The organism is Spirochaetae bacterium HGW-Spirochaetae-1, from assembly GCA_002839375.1.
GTDB lineage: Bacteria > Spirochaetota > UBA4802 > UBA4802 > UBA5550 > PGXY01.
On record PGXY01000001.1, the window covers coordinates 329,643 to 344,262 of the forward strand.

General features: G+C 48.3%; 14 protein-coding genes and 1 other RNA gene. 13 read left to right on the forward strand and 2 right to left on the reverse strand.

What is annotated here, in order from left to right; genetic code table 11:
* The first annotated feature begins 174 nt into the window (after positions 1-174).
* Positions 175-1,068 (forward strand): hypothetical protein, encoded by an 894-nt coding sequence (locus tag CVV44_01425; GenBank protein PKL41323.1) that lies wholly within the window; start codon positions 175-177, stop codon positions 1,066-1,068.
* Between the two features lie 361 nt (positions 1,069-1,429).
* Here CVV44_01425 and CVV44_01430 read toward each other — a convergent pair whose 3' ends face one another.
* Positions 1,430-3,343, reverse strand: a complete 1,914-nt coding sequence (locus CVV44_01430; GenBank protein ID PKL41324.1) for a hypothetical protein — start codon at positions 3,341-3,343, stop codon at positions 1,430-1,432.
* Between the two features lie 102 nt (positions 3,344-3,445).
* On the opposite strand from CVV44_01430, the gene CVV44_01435 reads away from it, so the two are divergent.
* The 9 genes from CVV44_01435 (at position 3,446) to CVV44_01475 (ending at position 12,314) form a co-directional block, all read left to right on the forward strand.
* On the forward strand, positions 3,446-4,453 hold the full coding sequence (locus CVV44_01435) for a hypothetical protein (GenBank protein PKL41325.1): 1,008 nt from the start codon (positions 3,446-3,448) through the stop codon (positions 4,451-4,453).
* A 63-nt stretch (positions 4,454-4,516) separates the two neighbouring features.
* Positions 4,517-5,866 carry a hypothetical protein gene (locus tag CVV44_01440; GenBank protein ID PKL41326.1) on the forward strand — a complete coding sequence of 450 codons (1,350 nt, stop codon included), beginning with the start codon at positions 4,517-4,519 and terminating at the stop codon, positions 5,864-5,866.
* Positions 5,848-7,449, forward strand: a complete 1,602-nt coding sequence (locus tag CVV44_01445; protein ID PKL41327.1) for a hypothetical protein — start codon at positions 5,848-5,850, stop codon at positions 7,447-7,449. Before CVV44_01440 ends, CVV44_01445 begins: the two co-directional genes overlap by 19 nt.
* Before the next feature lie 45 nt (positions 7,450-7,494).
* Positions 7,495-7,887, forward strand: coding sequence for a ModE family transcriptional regulator (locus CVV44_01450; protein PKL41328.1), 393 nt, complete (start codon positions 7,495-7,497; stop codon positions 7,885-7,887).
* A 173-nt stretch (positions 7,888-8,060) separates the two neighbouring features.
* On the forward strand, positions 8,061-8,471 hold the full coding sequence (locus tag CVV44_01455; GenBank protein PKL41329.1) for a MerR family transcriptional regulator: 411 nt from the start codon (positions 8,061-8,063) through the stop codon (positions 8,469-8,471).
* A gap of 39 nt (positions 8,472-8,510) precedes the next feature.
* Entirely contained in the window at positions 8,511-9,758 is a 1,248-nt protein-coding gene (locus CVV44_01460; GenBank protein ID PKL41330.1) for an acyl-CoA dehydrogenase, read from the forward strand.
* Between the two features lie 77 nt (positions 9,759-9,835).
* Entirely contained in the window at positions 9,836-10,552 is a 717-nt protein-coding gene (locus CVV44_01465; protein ID PKL41331.1) for a hypothetical protein, read from the forward strand.
* A 292-nt stretch (positions 10,553-10,844) separates the two neighbouring features.
* The gene (locus tag CVV44_01470; GenBank protein ID PKL41332.1) at positions 10,845-11,669 is read left to right on the forward strand and encodes a hypothetical protein; all 825 of its coding nucleotides are present in this window, start codon (positions 10,845-10,847) and stop codon (positions 11,667-11,669) included.
* 18 nt (positions 11,670-11,687) lie between these two features.
* Positions 11,688-12,314 carry a hypothetical protein gene (locus CVV44_01475; GenBank protein PKL41333.1) on the forward strand — a complete coding sequence of 209 codons (627 nt, stop codon included), beginning with the start codon at positions 11,688-11,690 and terminating at the stop codon, positions 12,312-12,314.
* Positions 12,315-12,319: 5 nt separating this feature from the next.
* Here the strand turns inward: CVV44_01475 and ssrA are convergent.
* Positions 12,320-12,675: a transfer-messenger RNA gene (ssrA, locus tag CVV44_01480) on the reverse strand.
* A gap of 190 nt (positions 12,676-12,865) precedes the next feature.
* On the opposite strand from ssrA, the gene CVV44_01485 reads away from it, so the two are divergent.
* The 3 genes from CVV44_01485 to CVV44_01495 are packed head-to-tail and all read left to right on the forward strand — an operon-like array spanning position 12,866 to position 14,568.
* Positions 12,866-13,405, forward strand: coding sequence for a hypothetical protein (locus CVV44_01485; GenBank protein ID PKL41334.1), 540 nt, complete (start codon positions 12,866-12,868; stop codon positions 13,403-13,405).
* Positions 13,406-13,421: 16 nt separating this feature from the next.
* Entirely contained in the window at positions 13,422-14,174 is a 753-nt protein-coding gene (locus tag CVV44_01490; protein ID PKL41335.1) for a hypothetical protein, read from the forward strand.
* Positions 14,175-14,178: 4 nt separating this feature from the next.
* Positions 14,179-14,568 (forward strand): hypothetical protein, encoded by a 390-nt coding sequence (locus CVV44_01495; GenBank protein PKL41336.1) that lies wholly within the window; start codon positions 14,179-14,181, stop codon positions 14,566-14,568.
* Positions 14,569-14,620: the final 52 nt, after the last annotated feature.

The following is a 14,620-nucleotide window of genomic DNA, read 5'->3' on the forward strand; positions in this document are numbered from 1 at the left end:
GAAAAGGGGGCCAGGACAATGATATCCCGCCCTTCAGTGTTCTGGCCCCGGTTCAGGTTATACATACTTTTGTTGACAGCTGACGTGTGCAGGGAGAACCTGCAATCCTGTTATCGTGATATGGAAGCGCTTTACCCGATAATAAAAAGAAATATTAACAAACAGGGGTGACCAATGAAACTGCTGCCGGAAATAAATCATAAAAAATGCATTCTCTGTAAAAAATGTGTCTCTATTTGTCCCAAAGACATCCTGGCCATTGACGATAACCGTATTGTGACAAACGCCGAGGAATGCATGCTCTGTTCCCATTGCTATGATATCTGTCCAGCCGATGCCATCAGTTTTGATCCATCTGCGTTGAGAAAGCCCGAGTTTAAAGGCCTTTCCTATCGTGAGCAGGTGAAGGAAAAGAAGGATATTCAGGCCGGGGAGCTTATAAATATCATCCGCTCCAGGAGAAGCGTCAGGAAGTATCGTGAACGGGAGGTATCCGATTCGGTTATCGACGATCTCATCAGCTTTGCCGTGACGGCCCCTTCGGGGAGCAACTGTCAGAACTGGGAATTTGCGGTCATCAATGGCAGAGAGAAGGTGTGGGGGCTTGCCCGGGAAATAAAAACATTTTTTGAGAAAATAAACAGGCTGGTCGAAAATCCTTTCCTGCGATACGGGACCATCCCTTTCATAGGCACGAAGCTTCTTAGATATTATAACAGAAATTATGCAAGCGTGAAAATGGCCATGGCCGAAGCGGAGAGGGGAAATGACCGGCTGTTCCACGGTGCCCCGACGGTCATAATAATTCATGGCAGCCTGGAGGGGAGCACGCCGCTGGAAGATGCCCAGTATGCCTCTTACAATATGACCATCCTTGCCCACGCCCTGGGTCTGGGTACCTGCTATATCGGCTATGCCGTGGAGTCCATAAACCGGGCTCCGGGCATAAAGAAGTCCATGGGTATACCCGGTAAAAACAGGATACTTGCCGTGTTGACTCTGGGATATCCGGCCGTCACTTTTAAAAAACATTCTCTCCGGAAGCCCTGGAGTGTAGTGAAAATATAAATTAATTCTTGCCTTATGGAAAGGCGTGTCGTATATTAGTGTTTAACAGGCACAAAGGGCGAAAAATCAGGCTCAATTTCCCCTCCGGTTCCTTTTTATAAGGGGAAGAATTTATGCGTGGGTGAAAGCTAGATTTTTAAATGTGCCTATGATTACCAGGGAGGGAATTATGGATATTAAAGGAATTTCCGGTCCGACACCAATGCAAAAAACCAGCCGTCAGGTATCCAGGGATTACACCGACTCCGTAACCACGGACAAGAATAACATGGATACCCTTGACAAGATTAAGGAAAATACAAAGGGGGCTATGAAGGGGAAAAAAATCGATACCTCGGCCTGATAAGGGTTTGTCCCTGTTTCAATTTATCGATTTATAAAACAGGTACCTGTTCTTGCCTGATTTTTTGGCCAGGTACATGGCTTTATCGGCCTTTTTAATGAGATCTTCAGAATTCATGCTGTCCGTGGGGAAAAGACTTATGCCGATGCTGGCAGTGAAGCGGATATGCTTTTCATTGATGATGAAGCTGTTGTGCATGGCCGAGAGAATTTTTTCCGCAGTCTGCATGGCGTCATTGCTGTCCTTTATTCCCGGTATGAGAAATGCGAATTCATCGCCGCCCAGTCTTCCCAGCGTGTCCGATTTACGCAGGAGTTTTCCCAGCCTGTCCGAGAGTTCTTGGAGAGTTTTGTCCCCGGTTTCATGGCCGTATTCATCATTGACTTCTTTAAAACCGTCCAGATCCATGTAAAAAACGGCGAATTCGCTTTTTTCGCGCAGTGACTGTTCAATTATCATCTTCAGCCGGTCATAGAAAAGCCACCGGTTCGGCACGCCCGTAAGCTGGTCGTAGTGAGCCATGTTCTCAAGTTTTTCACTGGCCATGGCCAGCTCCCGTGTTCTTTCCCTGACCTTCTCCTCCAGTCCCCTGTTCATTTCTTCCATTTTAAGATGCGTTTTTTCCAGTGTTATATTTTTAAGCTCCAGGTCGGCGGATTTTTTCCGGAGTGATGCCGACAGTATTTCCACGTCGCGGAATGAATGGGAAAATTTAAATGAAAGGAGAAAGGCCTGGGAAAAAATGAACATTAAAAGCCCCGCCGGAATGAAGTAGCCGGTATGTATAATTCCATCATCATGGAGTATGTCATTGAGCGCCGTGAGAAAGAGCAGAAGAAACCCCGCGAGGAGTATGAAGCCCCCCTCCCGCCTTCGTAAGAGTGAAAGGATAAGCGCATAAAGAATATACAGGCCCGTCAGTACGGCAAATGCCTGATATCCATGGGCGGTGAAGGTGTAGAACCAGGAAGGTGTAATTATTATGATAACGGAGATGACAAGACTCACGGCCTGAATTATCCGCACTATGACTTTATTCATTTCTTCGGGATACAGGGAAAAAGCAAACATGGCCAGAAGGGGAACCGTTGCCACAAAGGAGAGATACTCCAGCCTGTTGATGACCAGCCATGACAGGCCGGGGAAGATATGTGTAAGGTAGTATTCGCCGGAAACCATGATGCGTACGGCGATAAAAAGGCAGACCAGAGAGAAATAGAGGAGTGACCGGGACTGCCGTTTCAGGATAATATAGAGAGACAGATGATACAGGAACATGATAAGGATAGCACCGAGAAGGAACAGGTTGAGGCCGAGATTTTTTTCCCTCAGAGATGCAATATCGCAGGGAGTCCCCATGAGAATAGCATGCCATGAGCCGCCGACGCGGTGATGAAAATTGGATATATGCAGAACGAGGTCCATGTCCTTCCGCTCGTTGTGAAAGTTAACAATCTGCGGTTTCAGGCCGGGGTGTGAGCTGTCCCTGGTTTCTCCCACCCGGCCGTTTTCAGCCACGAGTGTGCCGTTGATGAAAAGACGGTATGCCGTTGCCATGAAAATGATCTTGAAGGCCACATCTCCCGGCGGGACAGAGGTCAAACGCAGGTGGTAAGTGGCAAAACCATTCCCCCCGATTTTTTCATGAACTGCCGGCGTGTCATTCCAGGCTCCGGGAACGGTGATATACGATGGTTCATCGGTGGGGTGTTCCATCAGGAATAACTCCGGTGCAATGAACTTTTTCCAGTGGAATTCCCATTCTCCCGCCAGTGGTATGGGGCCCGTTTTTCGTATATCCACGCCCTGACAATCCAGAATTCCCTTCTGCGCACGGGGCAGGATATTTTCTGTTTTATTCCGGCATGAAGGAAGAATAAAAAAGGCAATAAGGATCAACAGGATCAGATGTTTGTACGCAGGTATCTTCATAAGGTGAATTAATATCCCATCCAGTCTGAATAGCAATAATTTTTTTCAGAAATAGTTCAATAGTGCCGGTACTCCTTCGTTGTATATAGCAGAGGGGTAATGATGATGATCAGGATTATAATCTCAGCGGCACTGGTAATGGCATTCTTCAGAGGACCGCTTTCCGCCGGGCTGCAGATAAATGAATTTGTCACCGATTCGGTCCATGACTGGGTTGAGATCGTCTTTCGCAGCGATGATCGGGATTCCATGGACGTATCATCGCTTTACGTTACCATGTATTACGGCACAAATGAGCCGCTGGCATCGGAGCCGGTGACCCTGTACAGTTATGACAGGCCGGAAACGGCCTATGATGATCGGTTTCTCGTCGTTCATCTCACGGAACCCGGGGGACAGGATGAAACCGATGGCCTGGGAGATGTCAATGGTAACGGGTGCCGCGATGTGTACTGTAATAATTACACGAGCAGCCTGTGGAACTCCGATGGGGTAGTGGCCATCGACACCGATGATGATCCGTCCAACGGGGGTATTATCGATTTTGCGGCTTACTCCAACCGCGACGGTTCCATGAACAGTTCCATAGGCTCTTACATCGATGATGCCGCAAACTGCGGTCAATGGATCTGTGAAACCGGAGAAGATCTGCAGGGGCGGTGTATTGATATTGGTCTGCAGGGATTGCTGCCATACCAGGGTGTCTCGCGCATATCAACGGCGGATACAAATTCCCTGCAGGATTTCATGGTCACGAAATACCAGACTCCGGGACGGGAAAACATAACGAATATTTCTGTGAAGAAGCGAAGGCTCGTCAGGAGTCTTAAGAAGCGCATTGCCGTAAAATTCACGGCCGATGTGGAAATCCCCCTTTTTGTCTATGAACAGTCCAACCTGCGGTTCCGGGTTTTTACCGTCACGGGAATCATGGTCTATGAATCTCCGCTCTTTGAATCGGTTCAGCCCGGATATTTTTCCGTCCATTGGAGGAACAGCGGAAGGAGACGCAGGGCCGGTGCTGGTATGTATATCGGGCTTGTAGAGTCAACGGAATCGAAGAGGAAAATCGCCGGAACTGAAACCATCTACCTGGTGGTGGTGCCATGAAAGCGCTCAGTATGGATCCGGTACGGTGTCCCGTAGTCCGCCGGCAGGGAAACGGGCGTTGTCATGGCCGGGATAGGAAGACGACATATGTCTAAAATACTATTGATCCTGTTATGCGGAAAGGCCTTATTCTCCTCCTTTGAATACAGCCCTGTCGGAGCGTCAAAACTTTTTCCGGTCACGGAGGCGGCCGTGGAATACACTGTTCCCGGAAGGGCTGACCGCGCCTGTTATGCCGTACTGTCGGCCACACCATCACTCGGCTTTTCCTTCGAGCAGCCCTATTCCCTGAAGGATCTCATGGCGGGAATGACCGTTTTTACCATGCCTGCCGGCAATCTGGGATTTATGATATCATGGGCCCATTTCGGCATGGAAGGGTACCGGGAAAACACTGTCAGGAGCGGCATGGGCTATACCTTCGGTAAAATTTTTACCACGGGAATCGACGCTGCCTGGTGCAACCTGGGAATAGACATCGATTCCATCACCGTGGAGAAAAATTATTTCGACCTGCAGTGGTCCGCGGTTCTTTCATTATTTTCATTGCTGGATCTGTCTTTCACGCTGGAAAACATCAGGGCTATGATTTATGATGAAAGGGATTCCCTTCTGCAGCCCCGGTGGAGCAGCGGTATCCGGTTTGTACCGGTCCGGGGATTTTCACTGATCTGGAATATCTCGAAGTCATCGGGGACCCTGCTGAACACCATTTCAGCAACGGCGCATATCCTGCCCGCTTTTTCGCTGAGTATGGGCTATGTTCGTGAGACCACAGCATGCTCTGCAGCCGCCGTTCTTCTGTACGGGCATGTCAGTTCATCATACTGCCTGAAGTTTCATCCCTACCTGGGGGCCACACATTCTTTCAGCGTAACTCTCATGTATGATCATATCGCGCTGCCCTCCCTTCAGTTTGATTCGATGAAAAGCACGTCAAGCCGGCGGAAAAAAATTCGTGAAAAGATAAATATCAATGTTTGTACGCTTGAGGAACTGACCGGTATTCCCGTTGTGAATGAAGACTACGCCGAAAGGATATATAAATACCGGCAGCTCATCGGTCCGGTCTCGGAAAAATCCCTCTATCAGATTGGAATGAACAGCGCTGATATCAAGGAGCTCCATGAATACGCCCATGGTTTTGCCCGGGAAGAAAAGCGGGACAATGCCGGTGATAACCACGGCAAAAAGGGAAAGCGGCAGGAACAAAAAGGATTATACCATGAGGAGCGACGCAGGATGTTTGTACTCCTGGTCGATGCGGGGATACGCCCCCTGGCGTCCCTGAAAATAACTGAACAGGCTAAAGAGGGAGGGCTGGTTGCCGTAGACCGCTATCTCAGGGAAGCGGGCGAGCTTGATGACGGCGATAAGGAAAAGGTGAGAAAGATATGCGCCTCCTTCCGGTAATGATCATTGTGACAATAATGGGCCTTGCTGTGAGCGCTGATCATCTATGGGGTGCCCGTTACGAGGTGAGCGGTGAATACCGGAGGGATGTCATCGATTATGATGAAAACCGAAGGGAGTTTTCACGGGAGAAGGTGCTGGTCGATTTTGACGGTGATATAACCCTTTTTCTGGCTCATTCCTATGTGCGGACCCTGGAGGAGCACGATATTGCCTGGAATATTTTTATAAACAATATTCTCCCCGGCAGCAGCCTGATCATGGGCAATTTTATGATTCACTGCGGCTCGGGACTCATCGTGGGTGTGCGGCAGTATGAATCGTCCAGCCCTTTCGCATCGCGGCCCTTTCCCACTGCCTCCTTTGTTGTAAAGCCGGCCTATTCCGGGAGCCCGGTCTATTCCTTTCATGGAATCGCCGCGAGCCAGAAATTCCTGTTTGAGCCGCTATCGTGCTCATTGTATTCATTTTACTCCATGCGTCCCCGTTTTATCAGCGAGGATGATTTCAAAGAACGAAAGGTCGGTTCTTCCCTGGGCACCATCAACGGCAAGACCGGGGAACGATTTCCATCGGTGGAACCCGTATACATCAGGAACTTCGGGCTCACGGCGGAAATAAAAGGCAATGATTCATGCAGCCTGCAGATGCAGTACATGGGAACCGATCTTACCGACAGCAGGCTCAGGGCGCTCTCGTGGGATTTTCGCGAAGACCTTCCGCAGGAAAGCGGCCTTGACGGTGTGACGGGATTAAGCATTTTTGCCCGGTACGGCGATGATTATTTTGATGCCTACGCCGAGGCAGCCATGACGGGAAAGTCCCGGACCGGGAAGCGCGGTTATATATGGAATGACGGGTATGCTTTTTCCGGCGGGATCAGGCTTCGCCATCCCCTCTTTGCCCTGGCCTGTACCTCGACCATGACAGGGAACAATTACTATGCTCCCGATTCATCCACGGCCGGGTTGCCGCGCCGGGAATGGGACATGGCCCTTTCGGTCCGTCCATGGGGAGCACTGGAGGCCGGCGCTTCCCATACGGGTGAAAGAAAAACGGTTCCCGGCCTTTATGAAAAAGACCTTCGATCAAAAATCCGGGAACGATGTTATGTGAAGTGGCACGGCAAAAAACTTGAAACGCTCCTGGACCTGTCCTGGATACATAAGGAAGGAAGCGGCAATGAAGAAAAAGAAATCCACGGCAAAGGTGATGTGTCCTGTTTCCTGGGAAAACGGGTCAGGGCCGACCTGGGTGCGCTATCCTTCCATTCGGTTACCTGTCAAAAAACATCGTGGAGCGTGATGACGGGGATGGCAGTTACGCCCATCGATATCCTTGCCATCGCCTTCAGCTACGTACGGGTACAGGCCGATAAAAAGGTTCCCCTTTACCTGGTGGTCCTGCCTCTGCAGAATGCGCTGGCATCGGGAATCAGTGAAAGGGGTGCGGGCAATATCCTGGCCTGCAAGCTGGCTCTGAAATCGGGTCACGGTGGTTTTTCCCTGCGCTATGAACAACATCTGGGACAGGACGGCAAAGGAGAAAGCAGGCTCGAGGCATCGGGGAGATTGTGGTGGTAATGAACAAAACTGCATTTATATATTGACAGAACGAACAGGCTGGATATGCCCTGTATTATGCAGGATAAACCTTATGTACGGATTCATTGCTGGCTGGAGAAGGAAGGAGGAGTCCTTTTCGGCCTGGGGCGCATGCAGCTTCTCAGGAAGATCGAGGAGTATGGTTCCCTGAAAAAGGCGGCCGAGGAAATGGGCATGTCCTACCGGGGGGCCTGGGGAAAGATAAAGAGGACCGAGGAATTGCTGGGCAACAACCTGATTGAAAAGATCAGCAACAAAGAAGGATATCGCCTCACGGCATTCGGCAGGGAGCTCATTGAGATGTATATGAACTGGATCAGCTCAGTGGAGGATTTCGCCTTTGCCAGGGCTGGAGAGATATTTCCCTGGCCTCTTGAAAGTGATAAAGGATCGGTTTCGCCATCCGACGACGATTGATGTATTTGCACAGATGTCTGCGAAAGCCTTTCATTATCTTGCAATACCCGCTGTAAATCCATATCTTTTTTAAATAGCAAGACGTATCGATAGTATCTGCCGGATAAAAAATTATTGACAATAGGGGAATATATATTTAAAGTTAACTTTAACTTTAAATATATGGAGACGGTATGGCAGAAAATGAAACCTTCACCATATCTGAGCTGGCTTCACAGCTGGATATCAGTGCTTCGACGATCCGCTTTTATGAGGAGAAAGGCCTCATCTCACCGGCGCGGACTCCCGGCAACCAGAGAGTGTACAACAAAAAGGACCGTACCAGGCTGAAGCTCATTCTGCGTGGAAAGCATTTCGGTGCGTCACTGGAGCAGATTTCCGAGATGATAGGTTTTGCCGACAGCGAAATAAATGAAGTGAGTCAGATTCAGAAAAGCCTGGAGTACATAGAGAAGCGTTTTAAGGATATTCAGCAGAAGCGGGAGGAACTGGCACTTTTCGAGAAGGACCTGCTGGCCCTGCGCGACAATCTCAGGAAAAGGCATGATGAACTGACGGCCAGAAAATCAAAAAAGGGACAATAGAATAATAACCTTGGCGATGTAAGCGACAGGAGGCATGACATGTTTGATTTTTTAATGACGGAAGAACAGAAAAAATTGCGCAACGAAGCGCGGGATTTTACCAGGTGGGTTCCCAGGGAAATGATCCTGGACATGGATGCTGAAAAAATCCAGTTTCCCCATGAATACCTGAAAGAGGCCGGGAGACGGAACCTTCTGGGTATACGTCTTCCCGCGGAATACGGCGGGCGGGGCCTTGGCTGGGTCGATGATGTCATTGTCGCCGAGGAGATCGGTGTGGCAAGCTATTCTCTCGCCTGCCTTTGGGGCGTGGGTGCCGATATCGTTGCCGAGGCCGTGATTGAGTTCGGCAATGAGGAGCTGAAAAAGGAAATTGTTGTTCCCCTTTTGAAAGGTGATGTTTACGCCGCGGAATGCCTGACGGAACCCCGGGGCGGGTCCGATTTCTTCGGGGCCGCTACGACGGCCAGAAAAGACGGTGATGACTGGATACTGACAGGGCAGAAGAGGTTTATCGTCGGTGCCGAGGGAGCCGACTGGTTCCTGGTTTATGCAGTCACCGATCCGTCGGCGCCTCCCCACAAGAGGATCACGGCCTTCATGGTTCCCCGGACAAAAGGTGTTGAGTCAAAATATATCTACGGACTCATGGGAGTCCGGGGCGGCGGCGCCGGGCGTGTTATATTCGACGAGGTGCGCGTTCCCGGCCGGTATGCCCTGAACGGCATTAATGGCGGGTATGAGGTTTTTATCAGGATGATGATTCCCGAAAGACTGGGAACGGCGGCCATGACCATCGGGTCCGTGCGTCCAGCTATAGAGATAGCCACGGCATATACATCGAAGAGAAAGGCCTTCGGTCAGCCCATCATGAATTTCCAGGCCGTGGGTTTCAAGGTCTCCGATTCGGTGATGAAACTGGACGCCTGCCGGTCCCTGGCATACACAACGGCCCTGGCCGTGGATGCCGGTTCGGTTCATGCCGGGAGGATACGCCGGATGGTCTCGGAATCGAAGAAATTCATCACTGAGACGGCCTGGGAAATCGCCAATAACTGCATGCAGGTCATGGGCGGAATTGGGTATACAAATGTGTATCCCCTGGAAAGGATTGTCAGGGATATCCGGCTTTCCATGATCTGGGTAGGGTCAAATGAAATCATGCAGCTCATTATTCAGAACGAATGGTACAAGGAATACGCAAAGGTGATATCCAAAGAGAATGTCCGCGACGTGGAGGCCGATGCTGTTAACGCCGATCAGTCCGACGAAAAGATATTTGAATAGCCGAGGACACTGTAAAATAGTTTGACAGAAGAGACCTTTTTTTTTATATTTATTCCGGGCACCAGGGAGGGTTAATTATGAAAATTGCATCGGATGTGAGAGATGGCGCGGCTCTTCCGGTGAGGAGCGGCAATCCATCCCGGAATAACATGCCTCAAGGCGGTCCAGTCAGTAAATCAACGCAGGATAGACTTTTCGATCATCAAGTGCAGCAATCCATATTAGCACGTCTTGCCATGGAACGATCAATGGGAGATGCTCTCAGCATCGCCCAGGTCTCGCAGAGCCTGATTCAGAAGGCCATCATTATTTCCGCACAGCTTCGGAATATCGCATCGCAGGCCATGATCGAGGGTAAAATCGATCAGGCTGCGCTTTCCCAGGCCGTTTCCGAAATTCCCGGTGATGTGCAGCGTGAGGAACCGGCGGTTGCGGCCCAGCTCCAGAGAGTTATCAATATTCCCGCTGCTGAGATGGGACGCATAAACGCCGCGGGAGAAATCGAAGAAATGAGGAAGATCGGCGAGGCCATGACTCTTGGAACAATTCCCTCCGTTGTAGGATTCGACGCCCTTGATGGGCGGCTTCAGGGGAAATCGCGTGGTGCCGGCGAGATCATTTCGAAGCTCCAGGAAATGATGGGGAAAACTCTGGCGGAATATCCTTCCGGTACGGAAGGGGTGATGACCCCCGTGTCGGCCCGGACAGCACAGAACATCGTGGAATATCCGAAAACGGCATTAATTGCCCAGGGTAATTTAGCCCGGGAAGCCGTAAATACCATCCTCGATTAATTTTTTATCATAAAAATTATTGAAAAGCGGTAATTATCTTGACTTTTTTAAATTAATTATTTATTTAATTATCTCAGGTATCCCACATGCCGTTCCTTTTCAGTATTATCTCAAAAGCAGTGTAATTGATTTTTCAGCACCATGTCGGGTGGGGGTTTAAATAATTAATTTTTTTTCAATTTTGGAAAAAAATTAATTTACTTAATTAATTTACTCAATTAATGTAGTAAATTAATTGACTATCGTGCGGGACTCCGGGCCCTGTAATAGAGAATGGTTATTGATAATAGAAATGCCTAAAAAAAGAGAATTCAAATCCGGGCTGAGAAGTCCGCACACCAATACGGCTCTTGTGATTCCTTTCTATACCGGGGAAAACGGAACTTACTCCCCTGAGAAAAGAATCGATGGACCCGATATCTATAAAGCCGTCGCAACTTATTATAAATCCCTGGAAGAAAGCAGCCATCGCTATGCGGCATCGGAGATGGGCAACTGTTTCGCCGTTCAGCTGGCGCGACATGTGCTTGATTCCCTGGCGGACCATCCCTCGCCGGTGAAAGCCGACGCCAGACTTTCTGAAGACTTCTATGAATCCGTAGCGGACAAAATAAAAAAGATATCCCTGTTCGATGAGATCAACAACGATGAAGATATTCTTCTTATTCATCTGAAGCAGATGGTCTCCTTGTTGAAGAGTTCCGGGATTATCTCTGTAAAAAACAGGAAGGTCTCGCGGATCGAAGATGATATTTCCACTCGTTCACTGTATTTTCTGCTCATCAACTCGTTCTGGAACCGGGTCAGCTGGGAGGATATATTCCCTTCCAATGATGAGGCAGCCCGTGCTCTTCATGCGGACCGTACGATTATGAGGGATCTGCTGCTCAGGCAGAAGAAAAGGGTTTTCATTCATAAGCTGGCCAATGAATTTTTTGAAATGACCGGATTTGCGGCGGAAAATGATCTCATGTCCATTTCTTTTCTTGATTTCTATCTTTTCTCCTGGTTGAAACATTTTAATGTAATCCGATATATCGAATCTTCCTCCAGTTATGCCGTATCAATCGAGTTGACCGATATGGGCAGCAGGCTTCTGGCATCATTGAATAACTAATCACACAGGGATAGAATTATGAAAAAGATGGTCCTGTTTATCGCTCTTATTGCAGGCATATCATGCTCATCCTACTCAATTAAAACGGTTTTTGAAAACTCAAAGGATATATCTCGCCTGAAAAAATCGGGCATACTGTTTCGTATGCCTAACAGCAGCATCGTCCCCTTCTCTGAGAACCAGCTGAATCTTCTGTACTTTCTTGAAGGCTATAAGACTGTCAACGATGTCATGATTATTAAAAATCCAGGTATGGAGCTCCAGCAGTATACCTCGGAGATCAATCGCTTTTATCAGCTATCCGATGAAAACGAGTTTCTGACCTATAAGTCCATGGGTGTGGTCAAACTATATCTTCGTGATAACAGGGAGGCCATAGACAAGATCATGCAGGAAAATGGTCTCGACAGTCTTATCCTGTATGAAGTGGACGGACATTATTCCGCTGAACTGCAATATCTGGATATTAATTCAGTAGTGGCGGTGGTTGATGCGGAAAAGAATATAGTCTTCATGGACCATCAGTCCAACGGCTATGATATTAATGAAATTAACACTGAACGGGTTAGAAAAGCTCTTCTGGACAAAATAAGCAACAGGCTCCTCACTACCCTCGATGACATAGGATTTATAAAAGAGAAATAAAAATACTGTGGAGACGGCGGGAGTCGAACCCGCGTCCTACAAAATAGCCATACAGCGTCTACATGTTTATCCTGCTCATTTATTTCCAACTTTCAGGCCAGGAACAGGAACCGTCATTGAAAGTCTCGCCCCCTGTTGTTTCACCCGCCACTCCGGGAGTTGAATATCGGGCTATCCTCTGTATTTGACGCCTCTAAGTATTCCAGAGGAGCGAATATCTTAGAGACGTAGCAGTTCTTAGGCTGCTAGTGCAAAATTATTGTTTGCAGTTAAATTTTTTCTGCCACGTTTTACGAGATGACAGCGCACTCGACATGCAGCTATACGTCTACACTTGCAGTCGAAACCATAATTCGTCCCCTGCACTTACAAAATACAGAGCGACCTTGTTTTTGTCAATCGATTGCGGGTCCTGTTAGGGATAAACCGGCATATATTCTGAAAATTAACGTAAAAGCTCTTTCTCAGGGGGGATATGAATACAAATGATAATTGACATGAGAGATTTTTGATTGAAATGTGTTGTAAATATTATATATCAGGATGACGATATGAAGTCAACAATGCGGCACATCATTACTCTGTTTTTAATACAGCTATTTTTTCTCACCGGCGCCTTTAGTCTCTCCTGCAGTAACAGGGATGAGGCTCAGGCCGAGAAGGAAAAGGTAACCGGGGCTTTTCAGGTTGGGGAAAAGGTCGTCCCATTGCAGCTGAACGATATTGTCGGGTCCTGGAGGTTGAAATATCCTGATAATTACGGCTATGATTTCAGGTTTTACAAAAACTACCGGTCGCTGGTAGTTTTATATCTTAATAATGACGCTCTTCTTTTTAAGGGCGTGTATACCATTGAAGAAACCAATCAGATACGTATTAATATTTATGAGATGAAAAGGGAAAATAACGTGAAAAACGTTAACGCAGGGAGCGGTTTTATCAAAGCCAAATCCTCCTATTTTCTTTTCAGAGGGGCTGCCGAAAAGGGGAAAAAACCCGCCACGCTCATACTGAATCCGGTTAAGATATTTATTGACGGCAATGATTCCGATGGATATTTCGAACCTGTCATGCGGCTGAAACGATTGTAGGGATTTAGCAGAATTGATGAAAACAGAAAATATACGGATTTTAAATAACAGGGGACTGGATCTGGCGGGTCGTCATCACGTCGGCAGCGATGCTGCCTCTTCCTGTGTGATTTACAGTCATGGCCTCTTCTCCAGCAAGGATGCCTATAAAATAAACCGGCTCTCCGGGGACATCGTGGAGGCGGGATACGGTCTTCTCACCTTTGATTTTTCCTTTGCCGGGGATAATGACCGTAATGTTTCAGAGATATCCATCGTGCAGGAGGTGGAGGACCTGCGAAGCGCCGTGCGCTGCATGCTTGAACAGGGTTACTCTTCTGTTCACCTCGTGGGTTCCAGCATGGGTGGGGTTGTGTCTCTTCTTTTTGCGGCGGATCCCGGTGAAGCGATCATAGAATCCATGGTTATCATTGCCACACCTGTGCAGCTCACCGATATCCTTACTGATTTGCACCGGGTGAATATTGACGATCTGCCCGATGAGGGCTATACTTCTATAGAAGGGATTCCCCTGACAAATCGTTTTTTCAAGGAATTAAAATCGATAGATGTGGCCGGTGCGGTCAGGCGGATCATGGCCCCGGTGCTCATTATCCACGGCGCCGGGGACGCAGTCGTTCCTGCCGCCAATGCCTATGCGATTGAAGGCTTGTTGAAAGGTGAAAAAAAACTGGTCATGATCGATGACGGCGATCATAATCTTACCAGGGAATCGGATATCGCGATACTGAAAAACCGGATTATACCCTGGCTGCAGAGAGGATTGTGATCCCATGAATTATTATATATCCCTGTATATTTTAACAGCAGGAATTATTATCACTCTCATGGGAATTATGGAAATTTTGAAGCCCGTTTTGGCTTTTTCCCTGTGGAAAAGATGGGCAGAACACAGGCTGTTTTTTTTACATGGCATTCTTCTCATGGCGGGCGGATTTCCGCTCACCATCTATAGCGGAAGATTTTCCGGTGTCATATTCGCCATAGGAATCATACTGGTGATGACGGGACCCTTTGTTCTTCTCTACCCCGGAAAATTCGCCCGCACATTTCAAACGGCCTCGGAGGAAATGGATCAGGACGGGGAGAAAAAAATAATTTATATCGAGGCCGTTTTTCGTATTGCCGCGGGAATGCTTTTTATCGGCAGCTATGTTTTGTAGCAGGCCCGGGACGTATCAAGCTGGTTACAGAGTTATTCAGTGAAGCGAATGC